The following is an 18,824-nucleotide window of genomic DNA, read 5'->3' as shown; positions in this document are numbered from 1 at the left end:
CCTGACGAAGTGGAAATCCAGCTCCGTCAGGGCGCCACGCTGACCATCACCAAACTCTGACCCAGCAATGACTTGGCTCTTACCAACAGCATTCACGCCTGCCATGGCGGGTACGGGCGGTCGAACGAGTTCACAGCTGCTTACCCCTCCGCTACCAGCGGATTAGCACCTCGGTACCTGTCCGGTACTCGATCGGTTAGCGACCTCCACGCCGTCTGGAGCCCAAAAAGAACTCGCACGTCCCGAACAGGATCCGCATTCGGAGTTCAGGGGTGTCAATCACCGCCCGCCAATGAGGCGACATCCCCGACCTGGAGGATCCGTGACGCGATTCGGCGATTCCGTTGGTACCGATGGGACGGCTCGCCGTCCTGGAGCACGACCGTCCTCAGCACCCGGCTCTGCCCGCGCTGATGGCACTCGCAGGCCGTACCCGACTGCGCCCAACGTCAGCAGGGTCAGTCCGGCCCGGCCGGTGAGGCGCCCGTCCTCATCCACGACAGGCCCGACGCCGGCGACCGTGTGGGCTTGCGGTCCTGCACAGTTTCCGCTGGACGAAGACTGGCCGGTCCGCCTCATTCAGCAGGTGGTCCGCGCGTTCAGCCGCCCGGACGACCGAGTCGTCGTACTGCCTTGGCCGACCAGCTCAAGCTCCACCGGGCCAGCGGTCGAAGCCGTGAACGATCTCGGCCGTCGGGCAAACTCTGAGTCCGATGTGGAGCAGGAGCCGACCGCGACCGCCGATCTGGTCATCACCTGCACGCCGCCTCACCAGACGATCGCAGAGTTGGCGGACCAGGTCGTGCTCACCGCGGCACGACTGCTCCGAGTCGGCGGTGTCCTCGTCGTGTTGACCCACAACGACGCGGCCAGCGGTGAACTCGTGGACCGCACCGGCCAGGTCGTCACCAGCGCCCAGTTCGCCGATCTCCTCTATCTCCAGCACATCGTCGCCGTGCACGCCCCGATCCACAGCGGCCGGTTCCAAGTGGACCTCAACGACCACGACGCGGAGGAACTTCATCGTGCGCGACACCGCGCCGCGGTGCGCGGTCTTCCCGCGCCACATCTCCGTATCCACTCGGACGTGCTGGTGTTCGCCCAGCCCCACGACCACGCAGCTCGACCGCTCGCCAACGCCGTCATCGAAGCGGGGGTCATCCGATGAACAGCGAACTCCCGGTGTCCGTCTGGTCGACGGCTCAGACCTCGCCCTCAACCCAGCGGAAGAACCGCTACACCCGCGAGTCGACCGCACATCCCGCGAAGATGCTGCCCGACGTCGCGCGCTACGCCATCGCGCACTACACAGAGCCCGGCGACCTAGTGCTGGACCCGATGTGCGGCATCGGCACAACGCTCGTCGAGGCCGTGCGCCTCGGACGGCGCGCCGTGGGCGTCGAGTACGAACCGCACTGGGTCACCGTCGCCGGCAACAACCTCGCTCTCGCTGCCGAGCAAGGCGTCGATCACGACGGCCAGGTCTTCCATGGCGACGCCCGTCAGTTGTCCACGTTGCTGCCCGCCGAACTGCGCGGCCAAGTCGCGCTCGTGGTGACCTCGCCGCCGTATGGACCGTCAACGCACGGCCAAGTCGCGGTGGCTCCTGGCGAGGGCATTCAGAAGTACTTCCACCAGTACGGCAGCACGCTCGACCGCGGCAACCTCGCCAACATCGGCCACCATCGACTGCTCAGCGGATTCACCCGCATCCTCGGCGCGCTCAGCGAGTTCATGCGCCCAGGCGGGCACATCGCCATCACGGTCCGCCCTTGGCGTGAGCACGCCGAACTCATCGACCTGCCCTCGCAGATCCTCACCTGTGGACGCAACGCCGGCCTCATTCCGGTGGAACGATGTGTTGCTCTTCTCGCACGGGTCGCCGAGCACGACTTCGTCGCCCGAGGTTCGTTCTTCCAACGCGACTTCCTCCGCAAGCAGCGCGAGGCGGGTCTTCCCCTGCACCTGATCGCACACGAAGACGTGCTCATCTTCCGCACACCACTTCGTCCGTCTCGCTCAGCGGCCGTCAAAGCACGCGCCGCATGAACACGCGCGTCGCTCCCGACCTGTCCGTCAGGTTCGGTCCTGGGCCGGTGCTGGGTTCGCTCTGCACCGGCTACGGCGGCTTGGACATCGGGGTCCTGGCTGCCTTCGGTGGCGGTCGCATCGCGTGGTGCGCCGACCACGACGCACAGGTTGAAGAGGTTCTCGCCGCCCGCCTGCCTGACGTGCCCAACCTGGGCGACTTTCGCCTCGTCGACTGGACCACGGTCGAGCAAGTCGACGTCCTCACCGTCGGGTTCCCTTGCCAGGAGATCTCCGCCGCTGGACGACGCAAAGGCATCGAGAAGGGAACGCGCAGTGGAGTGTGGATCGACGTCGTGGAGGGCATTTGCGTTCTACGACCGCAGTTCGTCGTCGTGGAGAACGTCGCCGCGCTCCGCTGGAGGAACGGCGGACTCCACCGCGTTCTCGGGGACCTGGCCGAGGCAGGGTATGACGCGGTCTGGCGCAGCGTTCGCGCCTCCGACGTCGGCACGCCACACCGCCGCGAACGCGTGTTCCTGCTCGCATGGCCCGCTGTTCCCGACGCCGCAGGCGCGAGACGGCGACAACCGCGGCGCCGCCGATCCGGCACGGCGCCGCGCCCTCGGTCGTCAGGTGAGTCTGCACGACATCGTCAACGACATGCTTGCAGTGCGTCAGCGAGCGCCACGAGGCTCCATGCCCAAGTCGACGCGGTCATCCGGGACAACTCGTCCCGGACTCCGCCGCCCTCGCACACGAACTGGCGCGCCTTCTCCCATGTTGTAACCCGCTGGGAGAACGTCACTGGCCGAGCAGTCCCACATCCGACCGTGCCAGGCGTACACGGCGGTCCGGTGCTGTCCCCCGCGTTCGTCGAGCACCTCATGGGCCTCCCGGCTGGGTGGCTCACAGACGTTCCGCTGCTCCGCGTCGACCAGCTGCGGATCCTCGGCAACGGCGTTGTCCCGCACCAAGCCGCCCTCGCAGTCTCGGTGCTGCTTGACGACTTCCAGGCGATCACGCACGCGCCGACCCAAGGGCGTGCGGCATGAACCTCGTAGAAGCTCTGGCCGAAATCGAGGCGGCCAGCACCATCAATCGAGCAACTCGCCTCGGGTTGACGGGCTACCGGTTGCCCGGCCTCCTGAACGAGTTCAAACGAGGCTTCTCGCGCTACGCGTTCACAACCATGATGTCCATGGTCGTCTGGGTGCCAGGTCCTTGGTCAAGCCGCTGAACTGGCTGCGCGGCACATCGCTGAACCGACAGTGCTCGACCGCCGGAAGCTCGGCCACATCCGTCTCCCCGTGGCGGTCCAGCACCGATGTTTACTGCGTGCGGCGACGGGCTTCTTCTCACCACCTCTGCCGCTGGCGACCTCCTTGTCGTCTGCACGACGGCGGCGCTCGACCAGGCGCTCAGCGCGTATGTGCGCAGAGAGTCATCGTGAACGACATCGACCTCGAGGCGGCGCGGCTTCTGCTCAACCGCCTCGCGGTTCGGCCGGAACAACGGTTCGACCAACGGGCACTGACCTCGATGCCGAGCATCCGCGAGTAAGTCGAGAGCATGTCCAAGGCCGTACTCGCCAGCACGCTGCGCGTCTACGAGACGTACTGGAACCGCATCGTCGCGGCTCGCTGCCTCTACCCGCACGCGATCGCAGACCGCCTCATGTCCGAAAGCGACAATCCGGCACGACGCGTCGCCAAACCACGCGGACTCGCCAACACTCGTCGAGCACTATCCGATAACCGCCTCCGTGAGATCAACGAAGTCGCTGGCACGACCGGCAACGATCCCGAGCTCGACCTCGTCCTGCTCCGCTTTCACACCGAGACCGCCGCACGTCGCGACGGCGCACTCGCGCTCCGGAGCTGCGACCTGGACCCCGACCAATGTTTCGTCAGTCCCCTCAGGTCGTGACCCGAAGGACAGACATCAGGAACGCCGCACGGATCTAATCGAACATACGTACGAATGCAGCGATAGGTTCTCGCGTCATGGATCGGCAGCTTCTCGAACCGTCCCAGTGGACGGCACGCTTACCTACAAGTACGACTCGACCGGACGACCGGTGGCTCTCTTGCCGGCTAGGTGCAAGTCACTGCGGTGTCGCCTGATCAGGCCCGCCAGTTGCTCCGTGCCGACATGGTGCGTCGGCTAGAATGTGCGCTCCAAACGCTCGACACAGCCCCACCGACTATGCGGAAAGTCCTCGGTGAAGCGTCAGCCCCGCATCCGCTGGCAACGCGGTCAGTCGACCAGCTTCAGCGGCGTGGTGCCCAGCCTGCCTTCGAGGAGTTCGTCGAGGAGACCGGGAAGCTGAGCGGGAAGCAGTTTGTCGGTGCACTGGCGGAGTTCGGCTGCTGACCACCAGCGTCGTTCGATCAGTCCGGCTTTCTCGTTCTCGGTGGGTTTGAGTGCCACTTTGGGCGCGGTGTCGGTGATGCGGCCGAGGAACACGTGGTCTTCGCGGTGGTGATCGCGACCCTTGTAGTGGAAGCGGGATTCGCGGATCCACAGCTTGTGTCCCAGCGACGGGATGACGATGCCTGTCTCCTCCGCCACCTCGCGCAGAGCGGCGTCCTCCGGCTTCTCACCCTCGTCGAGGCCGCCGCCGGGCAGTTCCCACCAGTGGTGGCCGCGGTCGTGCGGATCGCAGGCGTGAATGAGCAGCACGCGGTCGTGAGCGTCGAGCAGCAGCACCCGAGCGCCGATGCGTGGGGTGGTGACGGTGGTGGACATCCGGCGGGCGTTCCTCGCGGTCGGCTGACTGGTTGGCAGCCTGCGCGGGTGGTGCCGGAGTTCAGAACAGAGTCGGCTCCGGCTCGTTGTGCGCGTCGACCGCCGTGGCGGGGTCCGACGTTAGCAGCGTCCTGTTAGCGGTAAGCGACAACCGGACGGCGGTCCCGAATGATCGGTCAGCCGCGAGCCGTCCGGCGAGAGTTACCTGGTCTCGTGGACGTACTCGCATGTCATGAGCCGCTGGACGAGTGCCGGTGAGCCGTGCGCATGGTCGTAGCGGTAGCCAAGTTCCGGCCGGCGTGCCCAGCTGTGTTGACACGCTGGCGGCCCGTCACCACGAGCGAATCCACCGGCTGATGAGCGGAGCGACCAAGGAACTGGCTGACCGGACCAACCGGGCGGCTCGGGCTGTCGACCAGACCGCCGACGCGTTCGCCAAACTCGACGACGAGGAGAAGCAGCGTTTCGACGCGCTGTTCAGGGCGTTGGACGGGCCGCTACCGAACTTCGCGCGACGGTACGGCGGATCGCTCGACGCCCCGTCGTTCGCCGATCCGAGCGAGCCCTCGGACTGGTTCACCGATCCGGAGCTGCACGCCACCACACCGCTGTTCGAGTATGACTGGCGGCACGACCTGCTCAGCGTCAGTGCGGCGGCGCGGCAGGCCGCGGTGTGGCTGGTGGGCAAGGATCCGTTCCAGGAGGCGTTCACCTGGCTCACCGGTGACTGGGCGGGGTTTCAGCGCTGCGCGATCGTGTGGGGTCAGATCGGGAAGGTCGCCGAGGGCATCGGGCGCAACATCGCCTCGGCGAGTGCCGGGTCGGAGTGGGTGTGGGAGGGACGGGCCGCGAACGAGGCCCGCGAGTACCTGCTGGCGCTTGCCGATGCCGCCACCGACTTCGCGCCGGTGTGCCTGGAGGTGGCCAAGCGCTACCAGGACGCGGTGAGGGCGGTGCGCAGTTTTAGCAAGTTCGTCACCACCGCGGCCGGTGAGATGGTGGACGCGGCCATCGCGTGGGCGCTGACCAGAGCGGCCATGGCCCGGGCCGCGCATCCGGCGGCGCTGGCGGCGTTGCTCGGGCTCCTCTACTACTGGGCGGAGAAGTTCAAGCAGGCCTACGAGTCCCTGTCGAGCAAGCAGTCCGAGATCTCGAAGATGTACGAGGGCATCTCGGGATGGTTCGCGACCGTCGACTACCGCCGCATCAGCCAGCTGCGGCCACCCGCGATGCTGCTGTCACCGGGGTCGCCGCTGTGAGCTTTCCCCAGGTGGACGAGAAGCGAGCGCTGCAGTCGGTACTCCGCCTGCTGTCGAGCGGTGGGCGGCGCGACCCGGCTGCGGAGATGGCACGCGAAGTGCTGTCCCGGCGGATGACGTTGCGGGAGGCCGGCAACAGCCTGGCCTACGGCGAGATGTTCACCCAGGCCGTAACGGACGCGGCCGCGACCATGGAGTCGACATCGCCGCAGCAACGCGCGGAAGCGGAGGCCGCGCTGGCCCACGCGGCGGACGTGCTGGACCCACCGGCCGCGCCACCGGTCCTTCCGCCCCGCAGGCGGACTCCTGCGGAAGACGACGACTGGGACGAGTCGGTCACTTCACCATGGGACCACCGGTAGTGGCCTGGCAGTCGACATAACAGCTCGCGGTGCCAGCACTACCACCGGCCTCCCGTGGCTGTGCGCATCTGCACCCCGCGACGAGGTTGTGCGGCGTTATGCGACCGTGGGCAGCCAATCTGGCGGCGTGATGTTGGGCGAAGGACGTCCTCGAGGTCGCGGAAGATCACAGCGTATGCAAGGCGGAGGATTTCGTCTCGCTCGACCACGCTCGACCGCCTGGACATGGTTCTCGGCGGAGCCTGGTGGCGCGACGTCTACCTCAAGGCACCCACCGGCAGCCAAGCCGTGAGCAAGCTAGTCGGAGAGTACGCGCGCCGCATCTGCCAAGCGGTCAACCAACGCACTCACGCCGGTGTCCCGCAACGCTGCGAAGCGACCTTGGCTCGTCCACTTCACCTTCCATCCCCACGGCAAGTGGTGCATCGCCGAAGCACCCGCGAAGGCCAACAAAACCTGGCGCGAGACCAACCACCAACTCACTCTTAACAAGCGCCTCGCCCGAGAGGCCGACACGGGTCAAGAAGACCTGTTCTCGGGAGCACTTGTCCCACAGATCACCGAGAAGAACACGCCCGCGCCGAGGAGGACCTCCAGCGGCGATGGGTTCTGACGATCACCGAGAACATCAAGAACCTGATCCAGGCCCGACCGCGTTTGGACGTGTGCAGGGACATGGATGCGATCTTCGGCGTGACGCTGGGACTCGCAGACGGCAAACACGTGCGAAAGGCGTGGGACCTGTTGGCGCAACAGGCTCTCGTCGATCGCCGCGAGACCGGCATCCCGCTCGAAAGCAGGCGATACGCCGGGTTTGACCTTGATTACGAAAGACGTCATAACCACTCAGCTTGAGGTCACGATCTCCGCGCGCGATGCGTGCGTAGACGGCCGGATCCGACTTCCTGTCAGTCGGGTAGTGGTGGGCGCCATCGACTTCTAGCACAACCCGGCGTCCCTGTGGCAGCAGTAGCAGGAAGTCCACACGGAAGTTGAGGAGTGCGTCCTGGCCGCGAGCCCGCGCAGTCTGCGGATCCCAATGGAGCCACACCTCGGGCAGCAGCGCTGGAACCTCCGGCACCACCAAGCCGTGGACATGGTGGTAGAGCTGGAAAAGCAGACGTTGGGGCGGCGAGTTGGCCGGCAGGCTTGCGATCAATCGCTTGTATAGCGTCTCTTTCGCCTCTCCGTCACTGTCCAGGCCCTGCCTATCCTTCCACCATGCCTGGAGATCGGTCCATCGCAGCCCTCCGGCTCGATCCTCCGGTCGTATACGAGGACCTTGTCGGCGTTGCTGACGATCTCTATGTCGTTGTCGATCGCGTCCCGGAAGCGGATGTCCGGCTTGACCGAGGAGGCGAAGATCGGGTTCTTCGGCCGTCCAGTGCCCCAACGCACCGCCACTACTCGGAAACTCAGACCCGTCCTCCTCGCCCACCTTGCGCAGTTCAGCGCCGATCGTGCGGAGGTGCGGGTTGATCACGTCGACCAGCGCCCGCTGCGCCGACTCGTCGTGCAGCACGTCTGCCGACACCATGCCCTCGATGAAGACCGCGAATCGCCGGTCTGGGGCGTCCAGCGCACCGAACTGCTCAAAAAGTCCTCCGCCGTCCAGGCGCGGTTTCGGAACACGTGACGGACGATCCGCTCACCCAAGCTTCGACCGGCGTGCACCGCCATGCTGAACGCGTTGTCGTCCAGCACCCACAACTGTTGAGCAGGCATCGAGGGTCTGGAGAGAGGCCCCGTTGACTTCAGCAGCTCGGATCGGCAGACACATGATCTTTCTCAACGGCCCTGTCGCGGTTCATCCCCAGTCAGCCGCGGTGCTGCTGGGATCGGCGGACCGCCTGCGGCGCAGGAAGAACGAACGCCGTTCTTGGCCGCCGCACGGGATCATGTGCTGATCGTGCTCGGGGACCGCTGGACCAAGCACCTCGGCCGCGCCCTGGACGACGCCGCGCTCGTGGCCTTCGCCGGCGAACTCCCCCGCACGGAGTCGTCGGTAGACAGAGTGTTCTGACGCGCCGTCCGTTCGATCAACGCCACGACGGTCTCGGTGACCCCTCACTCGGCAGGAATTGCAGGTTGCGCCGCTCGGCAAGTCATCGTCCCTGGTAGCGCGAGAGGCAGGGGACCGGTCGGACAGCCCTATGGGCCCATGCCGCACGCGCGCCCGCGACACGGGGCGTGACTGTGGCCCCGTCCCGGCCGGGTCCACAGCGGTTTGCGTGTCGTGTCCACGTGTGCGTTTGCTTGTCGCAGGGCATCCGGTCCGGTGTCGATCTCATGAAGGCGGTTCGGGTGGATCCTTGGCGTGACAGGCATCGTGTGGCGGTGGTCGTTCATCCGGGCGCCGTGGTGGACCACTCCGGCTTGCGGGACCTGGTATCTCGTGCCGCCTGGGACCGCGGCTGGTGCGAGCCGCAGTGGTTCGAGACCACCCGTGACGATGCCGGGACAGGGGTGACCGCACTCGCCCTGCGCAACCACTCGCGACTGGTTTTGGCGTGTGGTGGAGACGGCACGGTGAACGCGGTGGCCGCCGGGTTGGCGCACACCGGGGTGGCGATGGGAATCGTGCCGATCGGCACGGGGAACCTCGTGGCCCGGAACCTGGGAATCGGCAGTGAGGTGGAGGACGCCGTCACGTCGGCGTTCGACGGGGCGGACCGCCGCGTCGACATGGGCCTGCTGGACGGACGCCCTTTCGTCGGCATGGGTGGGATCGGTCTGGACGCGGAGATGGTCCGCGACACCTCGCCCAAGATGAAGCGCCTCCTGGGATGGCCCGCATACGTACCAGCCGTCCTCAAGGGTCTGAGGTCGGGCGCCACCCGGGTGACTGTCCGGTTGGACGACGGCAGCTGGCTGACCCGCCGCGTCCTTGGAGCGGTCGTCGGCAACATAGGCGCCCTGCAGGGCGGGGTTTCCCTCCTGCCGGACGCAGATCCCACCGATGGGCTCCTGGACCTGGCGTTGCTGCATGACGTGAACACCAGGGGTTGGCTGGTGACGGCGGGGCGCCTGATCGGTTCCCGCCGGGCGGACGGGCCGGCGGTGGAGCGGTTCCGGTTCAAGCGCTTGGAGTTGCGCAGCAGTCGCACCAAGCCGTTCGAGGTCGACGGAGAAGTCTGCGGGACAACCAGGTCACTGAAGGTCGAGGTGAACCCCGGAGCGCTCGTCGTCAAGGTGCCGGCATGACCTCGGCGTCTCGGTCCGAAAACTGTCGTCCGCTGGCTGCGAGTCGCATTCCTGACGACCGCGGGGGTACTGGCGCGGTTGCTGCGAGAGCGTGACGACCTGCGCGTGGTGAGCGTGTGGGAACCGAGGATGCCGCACTCCCCCGGCGTCGACTGGCAGTCCACACCGCGGACGGTTCACCACAGCACGGAGCGGCTGCCAGACCACCTAGGCCTCGGTGGCGAGGCCTTCGCGATGTCGACCGGTGAAAGTGTCCACTGTCGCCAGCGGTCAACGTGGCACGGTTACAAGATCTCTCGCAGTCCGGGCTTGCGGTGATCCTGGGTTACTGTTGCTCGCGTGCTCACCCACACCGATCCAGAGCGTCTGTCGGCGGTCCGCCGCTACCACATCTTGGACGCGCCCGCCGACGGTAGTTTCGACAGCGTCGCCCGTGTGGCCGCACAGGTCTTCGACACACCGATCGCGACCGTGACGATCGTGGACGTCGACCGCGTGTGGTTCGCGGCCTGTCACGGTCTGGAGGGTGTCACCCAGATCGGTACCGAGCCCGGCCTGTGCGCCTCGGCCGTTTTGCAGGACGGGGTGTATGTGGTGAACGACGGCGCGGTCGACCCCCGCACCCTTGACCACCCGCTGGTGCGCGGAGACTTGGGTCTGCGTTTCTACGCCGCCGCGCCGATCACCACCAGCGACGGCCACCGGCTGGGCACGGTCAACGTGATCGACCGCGACCCCCGCGAAGTCACCGACACCCAGGTCGCGACGCTCACCGCGCTGGCCGGGATCGTCGCCGACCAGTTGGAGCTGCGCCTGGCGGCCATTCAAGCCGTGCGCGCGGAACGCGGCCTGGACCAGATCCCCGGCCCACGCTCCACCGCGTCGGCCAAGTTGGCGGGCCAGCTGCGGCACCTCGCGGCCGACCATCTCGACGGCGAACACCCCCAGGTGTGCGAGCTCGGCTTGTCGGGCCCGTGCGACAAGCCCGTGGAGGTCAAGGTCGCCGACCCCTGGGGGGACTCGGCATGGGCATGCATCCGGCACGCCGAGGACATCATCATCAACGAACCGTCGACGTTCATCGCCGATCAGAAACTCAACGGGCTGGAGCGCTACCTGCGGCGCGCGAAGCGCCGCAGCACCGAACCGGCAGGCACGTCCTAGTACACCGACCGTGGATTTCACCGAGGCCTGGCCAAGTGGAATCGCGGTTCGGGCGTGGCGGGGTTCGTGGTGTGGGCCAGATCGGTGTGGACGGCACCGACCATGACCGAAAGATCGGTCTCGGTGAAGAACCCGGCCCAGCTGGGCACATCGGCAGGGTCGACGGCCGCGAACCGGTCCCTGCCGCGGTCGAGCTCGGCGAGCGCCTGACCACCGTCGCCTTTCCTGGCATGGGTCCACGCCGAGTTCATCGACAAGATGCTGGCGGCGATCTCGTCGCCCGGCCCGGCCGCGGCCAGCTGACCCAGCGCGAAGTAGTCCAACGCCTCGTCGAGGCTCCCGTGGTGCAAGCACACGCGGCCGAGCCGACAGCTGATGTTGGCAACCTGGCTGTCGTGCTGGCCCCGTCCCGCGAGCACGAGCGCTCGGGCGAAGTGCACGCGAGCGCTGCCGACCGGGCCCATGTCGATGAGATGGAACTCGGCTGCGGAGTCATCGTCTGAAGGGCCTGCGCCGAGTGCCTTTCGCGGCCGCATCAGGAGGCACTGAGCGCCTTCCAACACGAGCTAGCCGGAGTCGGCACGCCGACTTTGTGCCGGGTGGAGCCGATCTCGGCGAGCCGTCCACATCTCGTCGAGCAGCACCTCCAGCCGCAGCCCGCCCGGCAGGCTGCGCGTCGGTCTGTGCTCGAGATCCGGCATGGATCAAGGCCAGGCGACAACGATTGTCCGCGCATAGCTGTGGGCCTGCCCGTTTCGGGGCGGCCCACGGCGTTGTTCGAGATGTGGTTATCCGGTGCAACTGGGCACGGCGGGGACGCTGCCGAGGCAGTTGTTCGTCAGGTTGCCGCTGATCGGTGAGTTGTTGTTGGTCATGGTGCCGCCCTGGCGGTAGACGCCGCCCGCGGTGAGCACGGCGACGTTGGTCGTCACGGCGGTCTGGGTCATGGTGGTCGTGGCCGAGTCGACCGCCGCGATGCCCCCGCCACGTGATCCGGTGTTGCGGCCGACGAGCATCAGGCCGCCGGTGACACCAGTCGTGGTCAGTGTGCCGCGCAGGCCGTTGTAGATTCCGCCACCGTCCAGCAGCGCGACGTTGTCCGTCACCGGGCTCCTGGTGAACGTGGCGGCGGGCGAGGTGCCGGTGGGGGTGTCGGCGTTGGCCAGGCCGCCGCCGTTGAGGGTGGCCAGGTTGCCGCTCAGACTGCTGCTGGTCAGGGTTACCGCTCCTCGGTTGAGAATGCCGCCACCGTTACCGACGACGCTGCCGTTGGTGACCGCGACCGAGGTGCTGAGGGTGAGGTTGCCGGTGGCGCTGACCTCGAAGATGCGGAACAGCAGCAGCGACGTGCGGGTGATGGTCGCCGGGCCGAGCAGCTCCATCTGAGTGGTGATGACCGGCAGCCCGGTGGTCGGCCCGCCATGGGCGGCAGTCAGGCCGTAGGTGCAGCCGCCCGCCAGGACGAGGGTGTCCGCGGCAGGGGTGGAGTTGGCCAGGTTCACCGCCGCGACGAGAGCGCTCTCGCTGCACGCGACAGGGATGGTGATGGCCTGCGCCGCAGGGGCGGTAACAGCCATGGCCCCTACCACCACGGTGGCACCGAGCATCGCGCGAATGGTCGTGCGGACTTTTTGCATGACGCCTACTGTCCTGAAACATAATCGTGCACAAAACAACCCCGGTTCGCATCGTTCTGCGCTACCGGGGTCCTGGGCAACAACACACACCATACTCCCCAGCTAACAGGATGCAAACCCAGCCGCCCCGAATGGCTCATCGTCGCGAGATGGTGAATTCGTGTTTAAGGGAGTCTACGTGCACTATTCGAAGCCATGTGGGCGTCAACGTCAAGGCGACGTGATAGACCATCGAATCAGGCTGGGCGCGAAAAGTGCCCACGCTCAAGACTCATGCAGCCAGGACCAGGCAAGATGACTAGCTGATCAGCGCCGTCCGATGGCTGCCTCCACTGCAGACCCAATTTTGCCGATCGGGCCTGCGAAGCCACGGAACGCCGATCGAGGAGGACGATCACATTCCGTGTTGATCAACGGAAGCCATCCGTGCCGTTCGCACCGACGCGAGCTCCTCCGGACAAATTTGAAAAATCATGTTTTGCAGCATGCGGTGGTCAGGCCGCGAGAAATCGACCAAAGGCAACGGGGCGATCATGACATTGCTGGCATTGGCGGGAACCTGGTCTCACGTCCGGGTGACAGGCCGCAGTTTGCATTGCCATCCCCGAAAAAGGCGCGAAGGCTCGGTCACGTCGAGGGTGTTGGTCGATCCGGTGTCCTCACTTCTACGGCACCGGGCAGTGACCCCAGACCCCGGTCATCACACCACCTCGCAGGTCCGTGGCATCAGCTTCGGGCAATTTCACGGGTGGAAGGTTGATCATGAGATCGACAGCACGCATCAGCACGGCAGGCCGGGCCGGGCGGGCCCTCATCGCCTTGGGCACCGCGGCGGGATTTGTCCTCCTCGTTCCCACGCAGGCGTGGGCGCTCCCGCCGGGCTGTACCCAGAGCGGCGCCAACTTCACCTGCACCGCAGGGATCCCGGCTGGTCAAGTGCTGGACGGCACCAGCGGGAACAACATCATCACCATCACCGGCGGTGCCGTGAACGGCACCGTGAACGGCCTCGCCGGCAACGACACGATCAGGGTTACCGGCGTCGCCGGTACCGCGGGCACCAACGGCCCCGCTGGAGCCAACGGCACCGCGGGCACTCCCGCGGGGAATGCCGGCGGCAACGGGGGAGCCGGAAACGTCGGCGGACCCGGTGTCGGGAGCACCGGCGTCATCGACGGCGGCGCGGGCACGGACACCATCATCGTCCTCGGTGGGGCCGGAGGTAATGGCGGCAACGGCGGCCAGGGCGGCGTCGGATTCGCCAGTGGCGCGGGTGGCGCCGGTGGCAACGGCGGCATCGGCGGAATCGGTGGCGTCGGCAATGCCGGGAACATCACCGGTGGGGCCGGCAACGACATCGTCACCCTCACCGCGGGCAAGGGCGGCAACGGCGGCCTCGGTGGCTTGGGCGGCAACAGCGGCCTCGTCGCCGGCGGCGCGGGAGCTGGCGGCATAGGCGGCGCCGGCGCGGCCGGCGGCGTCGGGAACTCTGGAACCTTCACCGGCGATGTCGGTGATCCCGGTCTGGACGACGTGACCGCCAACGGTGGTGCCGGTGGTACTGGTGCGGCCGGAGGCGTCGCTGGCTGCGGCCACGGCGGCGGCGCCGGGGGCGTCGGCGGTGCCGGCGGTGCCGGTGGGATCGGGAACTCCGGCACCATCAGCGGCGGTGCCGGCGTCGACACGCTGAAGGCCAACGGCGGGCTCGGCGGGAACGGCGGCGTCGGCGGCAAGGGCGGCAACGGCTCGGCAGCCGTCCAGCCCGGCGGTGCAGGGGGCGTGGCCGGTGCCGGTGGCGCCGGTGGGATCGGGAACTCCGGCACCCTCACTGGCGGCACCGGTGTCGACATCATCACCGCGACCGGCGGCAAGGGCGGTAACGGTGCCACTGGCGGTAACGGCGGCACCGGCTGCAGCGGCCCTGGCGGTCCTGCCGGTCTCGGCGGTGCCGCGGGTGCCGGTGGTCTCGGGAACTCCGGAACCATCAACGACGCGGCCGACACCATCACCACTTCCTCTGGCGCCAGCGGCCTCGCAGGCGCCAACGGCATCGCCGGAACCAACAACGGCGGCACCTGCACCTGCTGACCGATAGGAGCAGCGGTACTAACGGGCAGCGGCAACACCGGTGATGTTGCCGCTGTCCTCAGTGGACAAGGAGAGCTGCTGAGGTGTCTTGGTCCGGTCAACCATTGTGGCGCCGGACTTGAGACGGGGGAACCACACGCCGTTGGCTGGTAGGGCAGCCGCAGCTTTCGACGTAGTTTGTGGGAGTGGGTCGACTGCGCAGGGCCGGGTGCGGTGGATGTCAGTGGATGACCTTGAGGTGGACGAACCATGTGGTGTGATACGTCATGCCCTGGCAGCGGACGTCGGTGTCGGCCTTGAGCTTCACGGCGTCGATCATCTTGTACGGGTGGTTGGTCTCGTGCTTCGCGAGGGTGGGCAGATGGGGGTCCGCTCCGACGGTGGACAGTTCGATCTGGTCGTGGCAGTAGGGCTTGTCGGCGGGATCGGCGACGGTGTCGATGACGACGTCCCCGGCGGAGATGGGTTGCAGTTCGGCTTTCACGTTGGCGTGCGGGTTTGCCAGGGTGAGGGTGACGTTCGCGGTTTCACCGGGTAGCAGGACGCCGATCTGTGTGCCGGGAACCGTTGCGCGGGTGACAGACTCGGGCGAGCCGGCTGAGCCGCTAGCGGTGGTGTGCTGGACAAACGCGGCGATCACGAAGGTGCTGACGGCAACGACGGCGTGGATGAGCAGTAGCGATTTGCCTTTTCTGTTGCTGTGCATCGTTTTCTCCCTTCTGCGACTAGTGGGGGTAGTGCGACAACCACGGGGCCGGCAGCCTCGTGGTTGTCGTCGATGGCCCCTGCTTGGCGGCGATCAGCGGGGTGTTCCCGGACCTAGCGGACGGCCTGGAACTGGGCGGTCCAGGTGGTGTGGTAGGTCATGGCCTGGCAGCGGATGTCGGTGTCGTCCTTGAGCTTCACGGCGTCGGTGAGCTTGTACGGGAAGTTGGCCTCGCTCACGGCCAGTGTCGGCAGCAGGGGGTCCGCGCCGGCGGCCGACAGTTCGATCTGGCCGTGGCAGTAGGCCGAGTCGACGGGGTTGGTGACGCTGTCGATCACGACCTCGCCCGGGGTCACGCTCATCAGCTTGATCTTCACGTTGGCGTTCGGGTTGGACAGGGTCAGGGTGACGTAGGCCTTTTCGCCGGGCAGCAACGTGCCGGTCTGCGCGCCGGTCACGGTGGCGGGAACCATCGCCTCAGCCGAGCCTGACACGCCCTCGGCGGTGCTCTCCTGGACGAAGGAGGCAACTGCCAGGCCGCTGACGCCGAGGATCGTTGCGACGGAGGCGATGACGAAAACGGACTTGGCTTTCTTGCTGACATGCATGGCGAGTCTCCTCATGTGGGACAGAAACCTGGTGGCCGGAAGGCCGTCGGGTGGCGTAAAGCTGCGCCGGTCGTGAACCTGGTGGCGTGATGGCGTGCGGACACCCTCGGCGGTCAGGGAGTCGTGGGTTCCGGCTCGCTGGAACCGGATGGCGCGTCAGCAGGCGTGGTACCGGCCGATGTGGACGGTGTCGTGTCGAGCGTGGACGGCGTGGTGGAGACGATCGGCTGATCCGGAGCCGAATCGGGTGGTGCTGCCGGGACCGGCGCGGTGGTACCGGTCGTCGGTGCTGCGGCGCTGGGCTGAGTGAGTGCGGCTGTCCATGTGCCGATGGCGCCCTCGATCGACACGGTCACCGCCAAGACCGGACTCAGCCCGGCGGACGCCACGCCCATCACGAATCCCGCGGGTCCCAACCCGGCGGCAGCAACCAGCGCGATGATCGCGCCACGTCGGACGCTGCTGCGGCGAACAGAACTCTTCACAGCCCGATTCCCGCAGGCTTCCGCCTTCCAGGGAGTGGTCCGATACTGCACGGACTCAATTTACCCTTCATGATCTACTCTTCCTGTGCACAATTTAAGACGGATCATGATATTGCCCGTCGAAATACATTAAATTCGCACCCAGCAAGCAATGAGGGCACCAAACCAGACATGCGGCGATGTCTCGCAGGTTCACACCCAACGGCGCCGGAGCTCCAACCAAGACTCGGCATCTCTGCCTCGTTCGAGCAGGTGAACTACATGCCTCGCTGCCGTGAACGTCGGACAAACGCTCTGCCTTGTTACACGTCAGCGATTCACGTATTCAAACGTTACAAATATTCGAAGATCGCGATGGAATCGCAGCGAACTGTTTCTCCAGATTTCGCGACTCACGGCCACGACTCGAAACTGCCAGTAGCGAAAATCCCGTCCTCGGCAAGGAACCCACAGAAGGAAAGAACCGCAGAAAGCAGTACAGAACCAAAAGAAAGAGCGCCTATGAGAGACACAAGCGGTGCAGCGATGATGACGTCGTTGCACCCGAGTTCTTTCAGCAGGCGGACCGCCGCTCTCAGCGAGGCGGTGTCACCCCGCCTTGGCCACCTCACCCGCCTACTGCGGATGACGGGCACCAACACCCCTCATCGCCGTCTGCCAACACGGGGATGACGGCTTTCTGGAAAGCGACAACCGCCTGAGCCGACATGCCAGGCGCTTCGGTTGTTCGTCACCGTTCGCTTCACGGAGTGCTGATGTCGCGAGTGGGTGGCATCCACCGCAGGGACCACAGCCAGTCCACGGCCATCTCGAGATCGGACGATCACCGAGACGGAGGGTCGTGGGACATGGTGGACGCACGACGTAGTGTCATGGACCGATGAACGTCAAGGGAGGCGGAATGGCTGAGGCCGAGGGCTCGGTGATCCGTCTGCAGGCCCTCAACGCCGTCACGGACGCGTCGCTCAGGGAGCTTGATCTGGACAAGCTCCTGGAAGTGTTGCTGGAACGAACTCGTGAGCTGCTCACGGTCGACACCGTGACAGTCCTGCTGATGGATCGCAGCGGCACGCAGCTGGTGGCGAGGGCTGCCTCGGGCCTGGAAGAGGAGGTCTTCCAGGGAGTGCGCGTGCCGGTCGGCAAGGGTTTCGCCGGCCGCGTGGCCCGGTCGCGGGAACCGTTGCAGCTCGAGCGCGTCGACGAGTCCACTGTGGTCAACCCGCTGCTGTGGGAGCACGGCCTACGAGTGCTGCTGGGCGTGCCGATGATAGGAGAGGGCGACCTGATCGGGGTCCTCCACGTCGGCAGTGCCGCGGCACGCCGGTTCACCGACGAGGAGATCGAGGCGCTGCAACTGATCGCCGATCGTCTCGCGGTAGCGGTCTACGTGGACCGCACGCGTGCTGAACGTGCCGCGGCCGCGTTGCTGCAGGAGAGCCTGCTGCCGGGCCGACTGCCGAGCACCGAGGGCTGGGAATTCGCGGCCCGCTACGTCGCCGGTGCGGACAGCGGCGTCGGCGGCGACTGGTACGACGTGTTCGAACTGCCCGGTGAGCGCATCGGCGTGGTGATCGGCGACGTCGCCGGTAACGGTCTGAAGGCCGCCGTCGTCATGGGGCGGCTGAGAAGCGCGTCGCGCGCCTACGCGCTGGACTACTCCGATCCAGCGGCGGTGCTGAGCAAACTCGATCGGAAGGCCAGTTACTTCGAGACCGGCACCATGGCCACCGTCGCCTACGCCGTCATCGATACGGCGACCCACCGCATGCGCCTCGCCGTGGCCGGACACCTGCCCCCAGTGCTCGCGGCTCCAGGAGACGAGTCCGGTTTCATCGCCGTCCACGTCGGCCCGCCCATCGGGTTCAACCTCGGCAGCACGGGCCGCCGATGCACTGACGTCGACGTGCCGCCAGGCTCTCTGATCGTCCTGTACACCGACGGTCTGGTGGAACGCCGGGGGCAGGACCTCGACGCTGGTCTGGAGCGGCTACGGCGGGCCGTCCTGCCGATGGGCCCGGAGGCGGCGTGCATCGAGGTCATGGCCACCATGGTCGGCGATCAACCAGCGACGGACGACATCGCGTTGGTGGCGATCCGCCACAGCTCTTGATGATCAGGAGTCAGTGCGCCGACGGCGTGACGTGCTGTGGCGCGGGTCAGTGTTCCGAGTGGTTCCCCGTGGGAGTGCTCACCGTCGATGTCGAGGCCCACGCAGCGTTCGCCGTCGTTGTCGGAGAAGGCTGGCACCGCGATGACGTTCACGTCGACGTGGCAGACGTTGGTGTCACTGAGCAGTTCGGCGTTCTCCATGTTGACCAGACTCACCTGGTGGTCGTGGTCATACTTCGAGGCGAGGTCGGTCACGTCGTCCATCGCGCCGCCCTGCGCCGCGAACGCGGGCGTGCCCATCATCAGAAAACCCGCGCCCACAGCAGCCGCGGCAAAAGCCTTCTTCAGCATGATGATTTCTCCTTGCGAACCCTTCGGCCGGTCCGTGCGTGCTACGAAGGAGGAACGGAGCCAGGCACCCCT

General features: G+C 66.6%; 20 protein-coding genes and 1 pseudogene. 12 read left to right on the top strand and 9 right to left on the bottom strand.

Translation table 11 applies throughout. The features are described from left to right. Positions 1-475: 475 nt before the first annotated feature. The 5 genes from ORI60_RS11495 to ORI60_RS11475 all read left to right on the top strand — a co-directional run bounded on the left by ORI60_RS11495 (position 476) and on the right by ORI60_RS11475 (position 3,957). Positions 476-1,168: a hypothetical protein gene (locus ORI60_RS11495; RefSeq protein ID WP_266037041.1), complete on the top strand. Its 693-nt coding sequence runs from the start codon at positions 476-478 to the stop codon at positions 1,166-1,168. Further along, positions 1,165-2,049 carry a TRM11 family SAM-dependent methyltransferase gene (locus ORI60_RS11490; RefSeq protein WP_266037039.1) on the top strand — a complete coding sequence of 295 codons (885 nt, stop codon included), beginning with the start codon at positions 1,165-1,167 and terminating at the stop codon, positions 2,047-2,049. The genes ORI60_RS11495 and ORI60_RS11490 overlap by 4 nt, the downstream gene beginning before the upstream one ends. A gap of 47 nt (positions 2,050-2,096) precedes the next feature. Next, a complete protein-coding gene (locus ORI60_RS11485; protein ID WP_266037038.1) occupies positions 2,097-3,083 on the top strand; it encodes a DNA cytosine methyltransferase in 987 nt (328 codons plus the stop codon). Continuing rightward, positions 3,080-3,268 carry a hypothetical protein gene (locus ORI60_RS11480; protein ID WP_266037036.1) on the top strand — a complete coding sequence of 63 codons (189 nt, stop codon included), beginning with the start codon at positions 3,080-3,082 and terminating at the stop codon, positions 3,266-3,268. Before ORI60_RS11485 ends, ORI60_RS11480 begins: the two co-directional genes overlap by 4 nt. 332 nt (positions 3,269-3,600) lie before the next feature. Further along, the gene (locus ORI60_RS11475; protein WP_266037034.1) at positions 3,601-3,957 is read left to right on the top strand and encodes a hypothetical protein; all 357 of its coding nucleotides are present in this window, start codon (positions 3,601-3,603) and stop codon (positions 3,955-3,957) included. Positions 3,958-4,287: 330 nt separating this feature from the next. On the opposite strand, the gene ORI60_RS11470 is transcribed toward ORI60_RS11475, so the two are convergent. Next, entirely contained in the window at positions 4,288-4,779 is a 492-nt protein-coding gene (locus ORI60_RS11470; RefSeq protein WP_266037032.1) for an NUDIX hydrolase, read from the bottom strand. 356 nt (positions 4,780-5,135) lie between these two features. On the opposite strand from ORI60_RS11470, the gene ORI60_RS11465 reads away from it, so the two are divergent. Then, positions 5,136-6,038, top strand: a complete 903-nt coding sequence (locus ORI60_RS11465; RefSeq protein ID WP_266037030.1) for a hypothetical protein — start codon at positions 5,136-5,138, stop codon at positions 6,036-6,038. 11 nt (positions 6,039-6,049) lie between these two features. Continuing rightward, a complete protein-coding gene (locus ORI60_RS11460; protein WP_266037029.1) occupies positions 6,050-6,400 on the top strand; it encodes a hypothetical protein in 351 nt (116 codons plus the stop codon). A gap of 519 nt (positions 6,401-6,919) precedes the next feature. On the opposite strand, the gene ORI60_RS11455 is transcribed toward ORI60_RS11460, so the two are convergent. Next, the gene (locus tag ORI60_RS11455) at positions 6,920-7,240 is read right to left on the bottom strand and encodes a hypothetical protein (protein WP_266037028.1); all 321 of its coding nucleotides are present in this window, start codon (positions 7,238-7,240) and stop codon (positions 6,920-6,922) included. A 637-nt stretch (positions 7,241-7,877) separates the two neighbouring features. Beyond that, positions 7,878-7,946, bottom strand: a pseudogene (locus ORI60_RS44745) (hypothetical protein); the annotation flags it as partial. Between the two features lie 333 nt (positions 7,947-8,279). Here ORI60_RS44745 and ORI60_RS11445 point away from each other — a divergent pair. From ORI60_RS11445 to ORI60_RS11435, 3 genes are all read left to right on the top strand, one after another. After that, entirely contained in the window at positions 8,280-8,423 is a 144-nt protein-coding gene (locus tag ORI60_RS11445) for a hypothetical protein (protein ID WP_266037025.1), read from the top strand. A 314-nt stretch (positions 8,424-8,737) separates the two neighbouring features. Next, a complete protein-coding gene (locus tag ORI60_RS11440; protein ID WP_266037023.1) occupies positions 8,738-9,604 on the top strand; it encodes a diacylglycerol/lipid kinase family protein in 867 nt (288 codons plus the stop codon). 339 nt (positions 9,605-9,943) lie between these two features. Further along, positions 9,944-10,768, top strand: coding sequence for a GAF domain-containing protein (locus tag ORI60_RS11435; RefSeq protein ID WP_266037021.1), 825 nt, complete (start codon positions 9,944-9,946; stop codon positions 10,766-10,768). A 17-nt stretch (positions 10,769-10,785) separates the two neighbouring features. Here ORI60_RS11435 and ORI60_RS11430 read toward each other — a convergent pair whose 3' ends face one another. The 3 genes from ORI60_RS11430 to ORI60_RS11420 all read right to left on the bottom strand — a co-directional run bounded on the left by ORI60_RS11430 (position 10,786) and on the right by ORI60_RS11420 (position 12,405). Continuing rightward, positions 10,786-11,208 (bottom strand): hypothetical protein, encoded by a 423-nt coding sequence (locus tag ORI60_RS11430; protein WP_266037019.1) that lies wholly within the window; start codon positions 11,206-11,208, stop codon positions 10,786-10,788. A 126-nt stretch (positions 11,209-11,334) separates the two neighbouring features. Continuing rightward, on the bottom strand, positions 11,335-11,469 hold the full coding sequence (locus ORI60_RS11425) for a hypothetical protein (protein ID WP_266037017.1): 135 nt from the start codon (positions 11,467-11,469) through the stop codon (positions 11,335-11,337). Between the two features lie 87 nt (positions 11,470-11,556). Further along, positions 11,557-12,405: a hypothetical protein gene (locus ORI60_RS11420; protein ID WP_266037015.1), complete on the bottom strand. Its 849-nt coding sequence runs from the start codon at positions 12,403-12,405 to the stop codon at positions 11,557-11,559. A 762-nt stretch (positions 12,406-13,167) separates the two neighbouring features. On the opposite strand from ORI60_RS11420, the gene ORI60_RS11415 reads away from it, so the two are divergent. Next, positions 13,168-14,493, top strand: a complete 1,326-nt coding sequence (locus ORI60_RS11415; protein ID WP_266037013.1) for a hypothetical protein — start codon at positions 13,168-13,170, stop codon at positions 14,491-14,493. Positions 14,494-14,713: 220 nt separating this feature from the next. Here the strand turns inward: ORI60_RS11415 and ORI60_RS11410 are convergent, their stop codons facing one another. Beyond that, positions 14,714-15,199 carry a hypothetical protein gene (locus ORI60_RS11410; RefSeq protein WP_266037011.1) on the bottom strand — a complete coding sequence of 162 codons (486 nt, stop codon included), beginning with the start codon at positions 15,197-15,199 and terminating at the stop codon, positions 14,714-14,716. A 113-nt stretch (positions 15,200-15,312) separates the two neighbouring features. Continuing rightward, positions 15,313-15,807: a hypothetical protein gene (locus ORI60_RS11405; RefSeq protein WP_266037009.1), complete on the bottom strand. Its 495-nt coding sequence runs from the start codon at positions 15,805-15,807 to the stop codon at positions 15,313-15,315. 1,386 nt (positions 15,808-17,193) lie between these two features. Here ORI60_RS11405 and ORI60_RS11400 point away from each other — a divergent pair. Beyond that, entirely contained in the window at positions 17,194-18,402 is a 1,209-nt protein-coding gene (locus tag ORI60_RS11400) for a PP2C family protein-serine/threonine phosphatase (protein WP_266037007.1), read from the top strand. On the opposite strand, the gene ORI60_RS11395 is transcribed toward ORI60_RS11400, so the two are convergent. Further along, positions 18,351-18,752, bottom strand: a complete 402-nt coding sequence (locus ORI60_RS11395; RefSeq protein ID WP_266037005.1) for a hypothetical protein — start codon at positions 18,750-18,752, stop codon at positions 18,351-18,353. The genes ORI60_RS11400 and ORI60_RS11395 overlap by 52 nt on opposite strands. Positions 18,753-18,824: the final 72 nt, after the last annotated feature.

This window comes from Lentzea sp. NEAU-D7, assembly GCF_026242055.1.
GTDB lineage: Bacteria > Actinomycetota > Actinomycetes > Mycobacteriales > Pseudonocardiaceae > Lentzea.
This window is presented reverse-complemented; position numbering and strand designations above follow the sequence as displayed.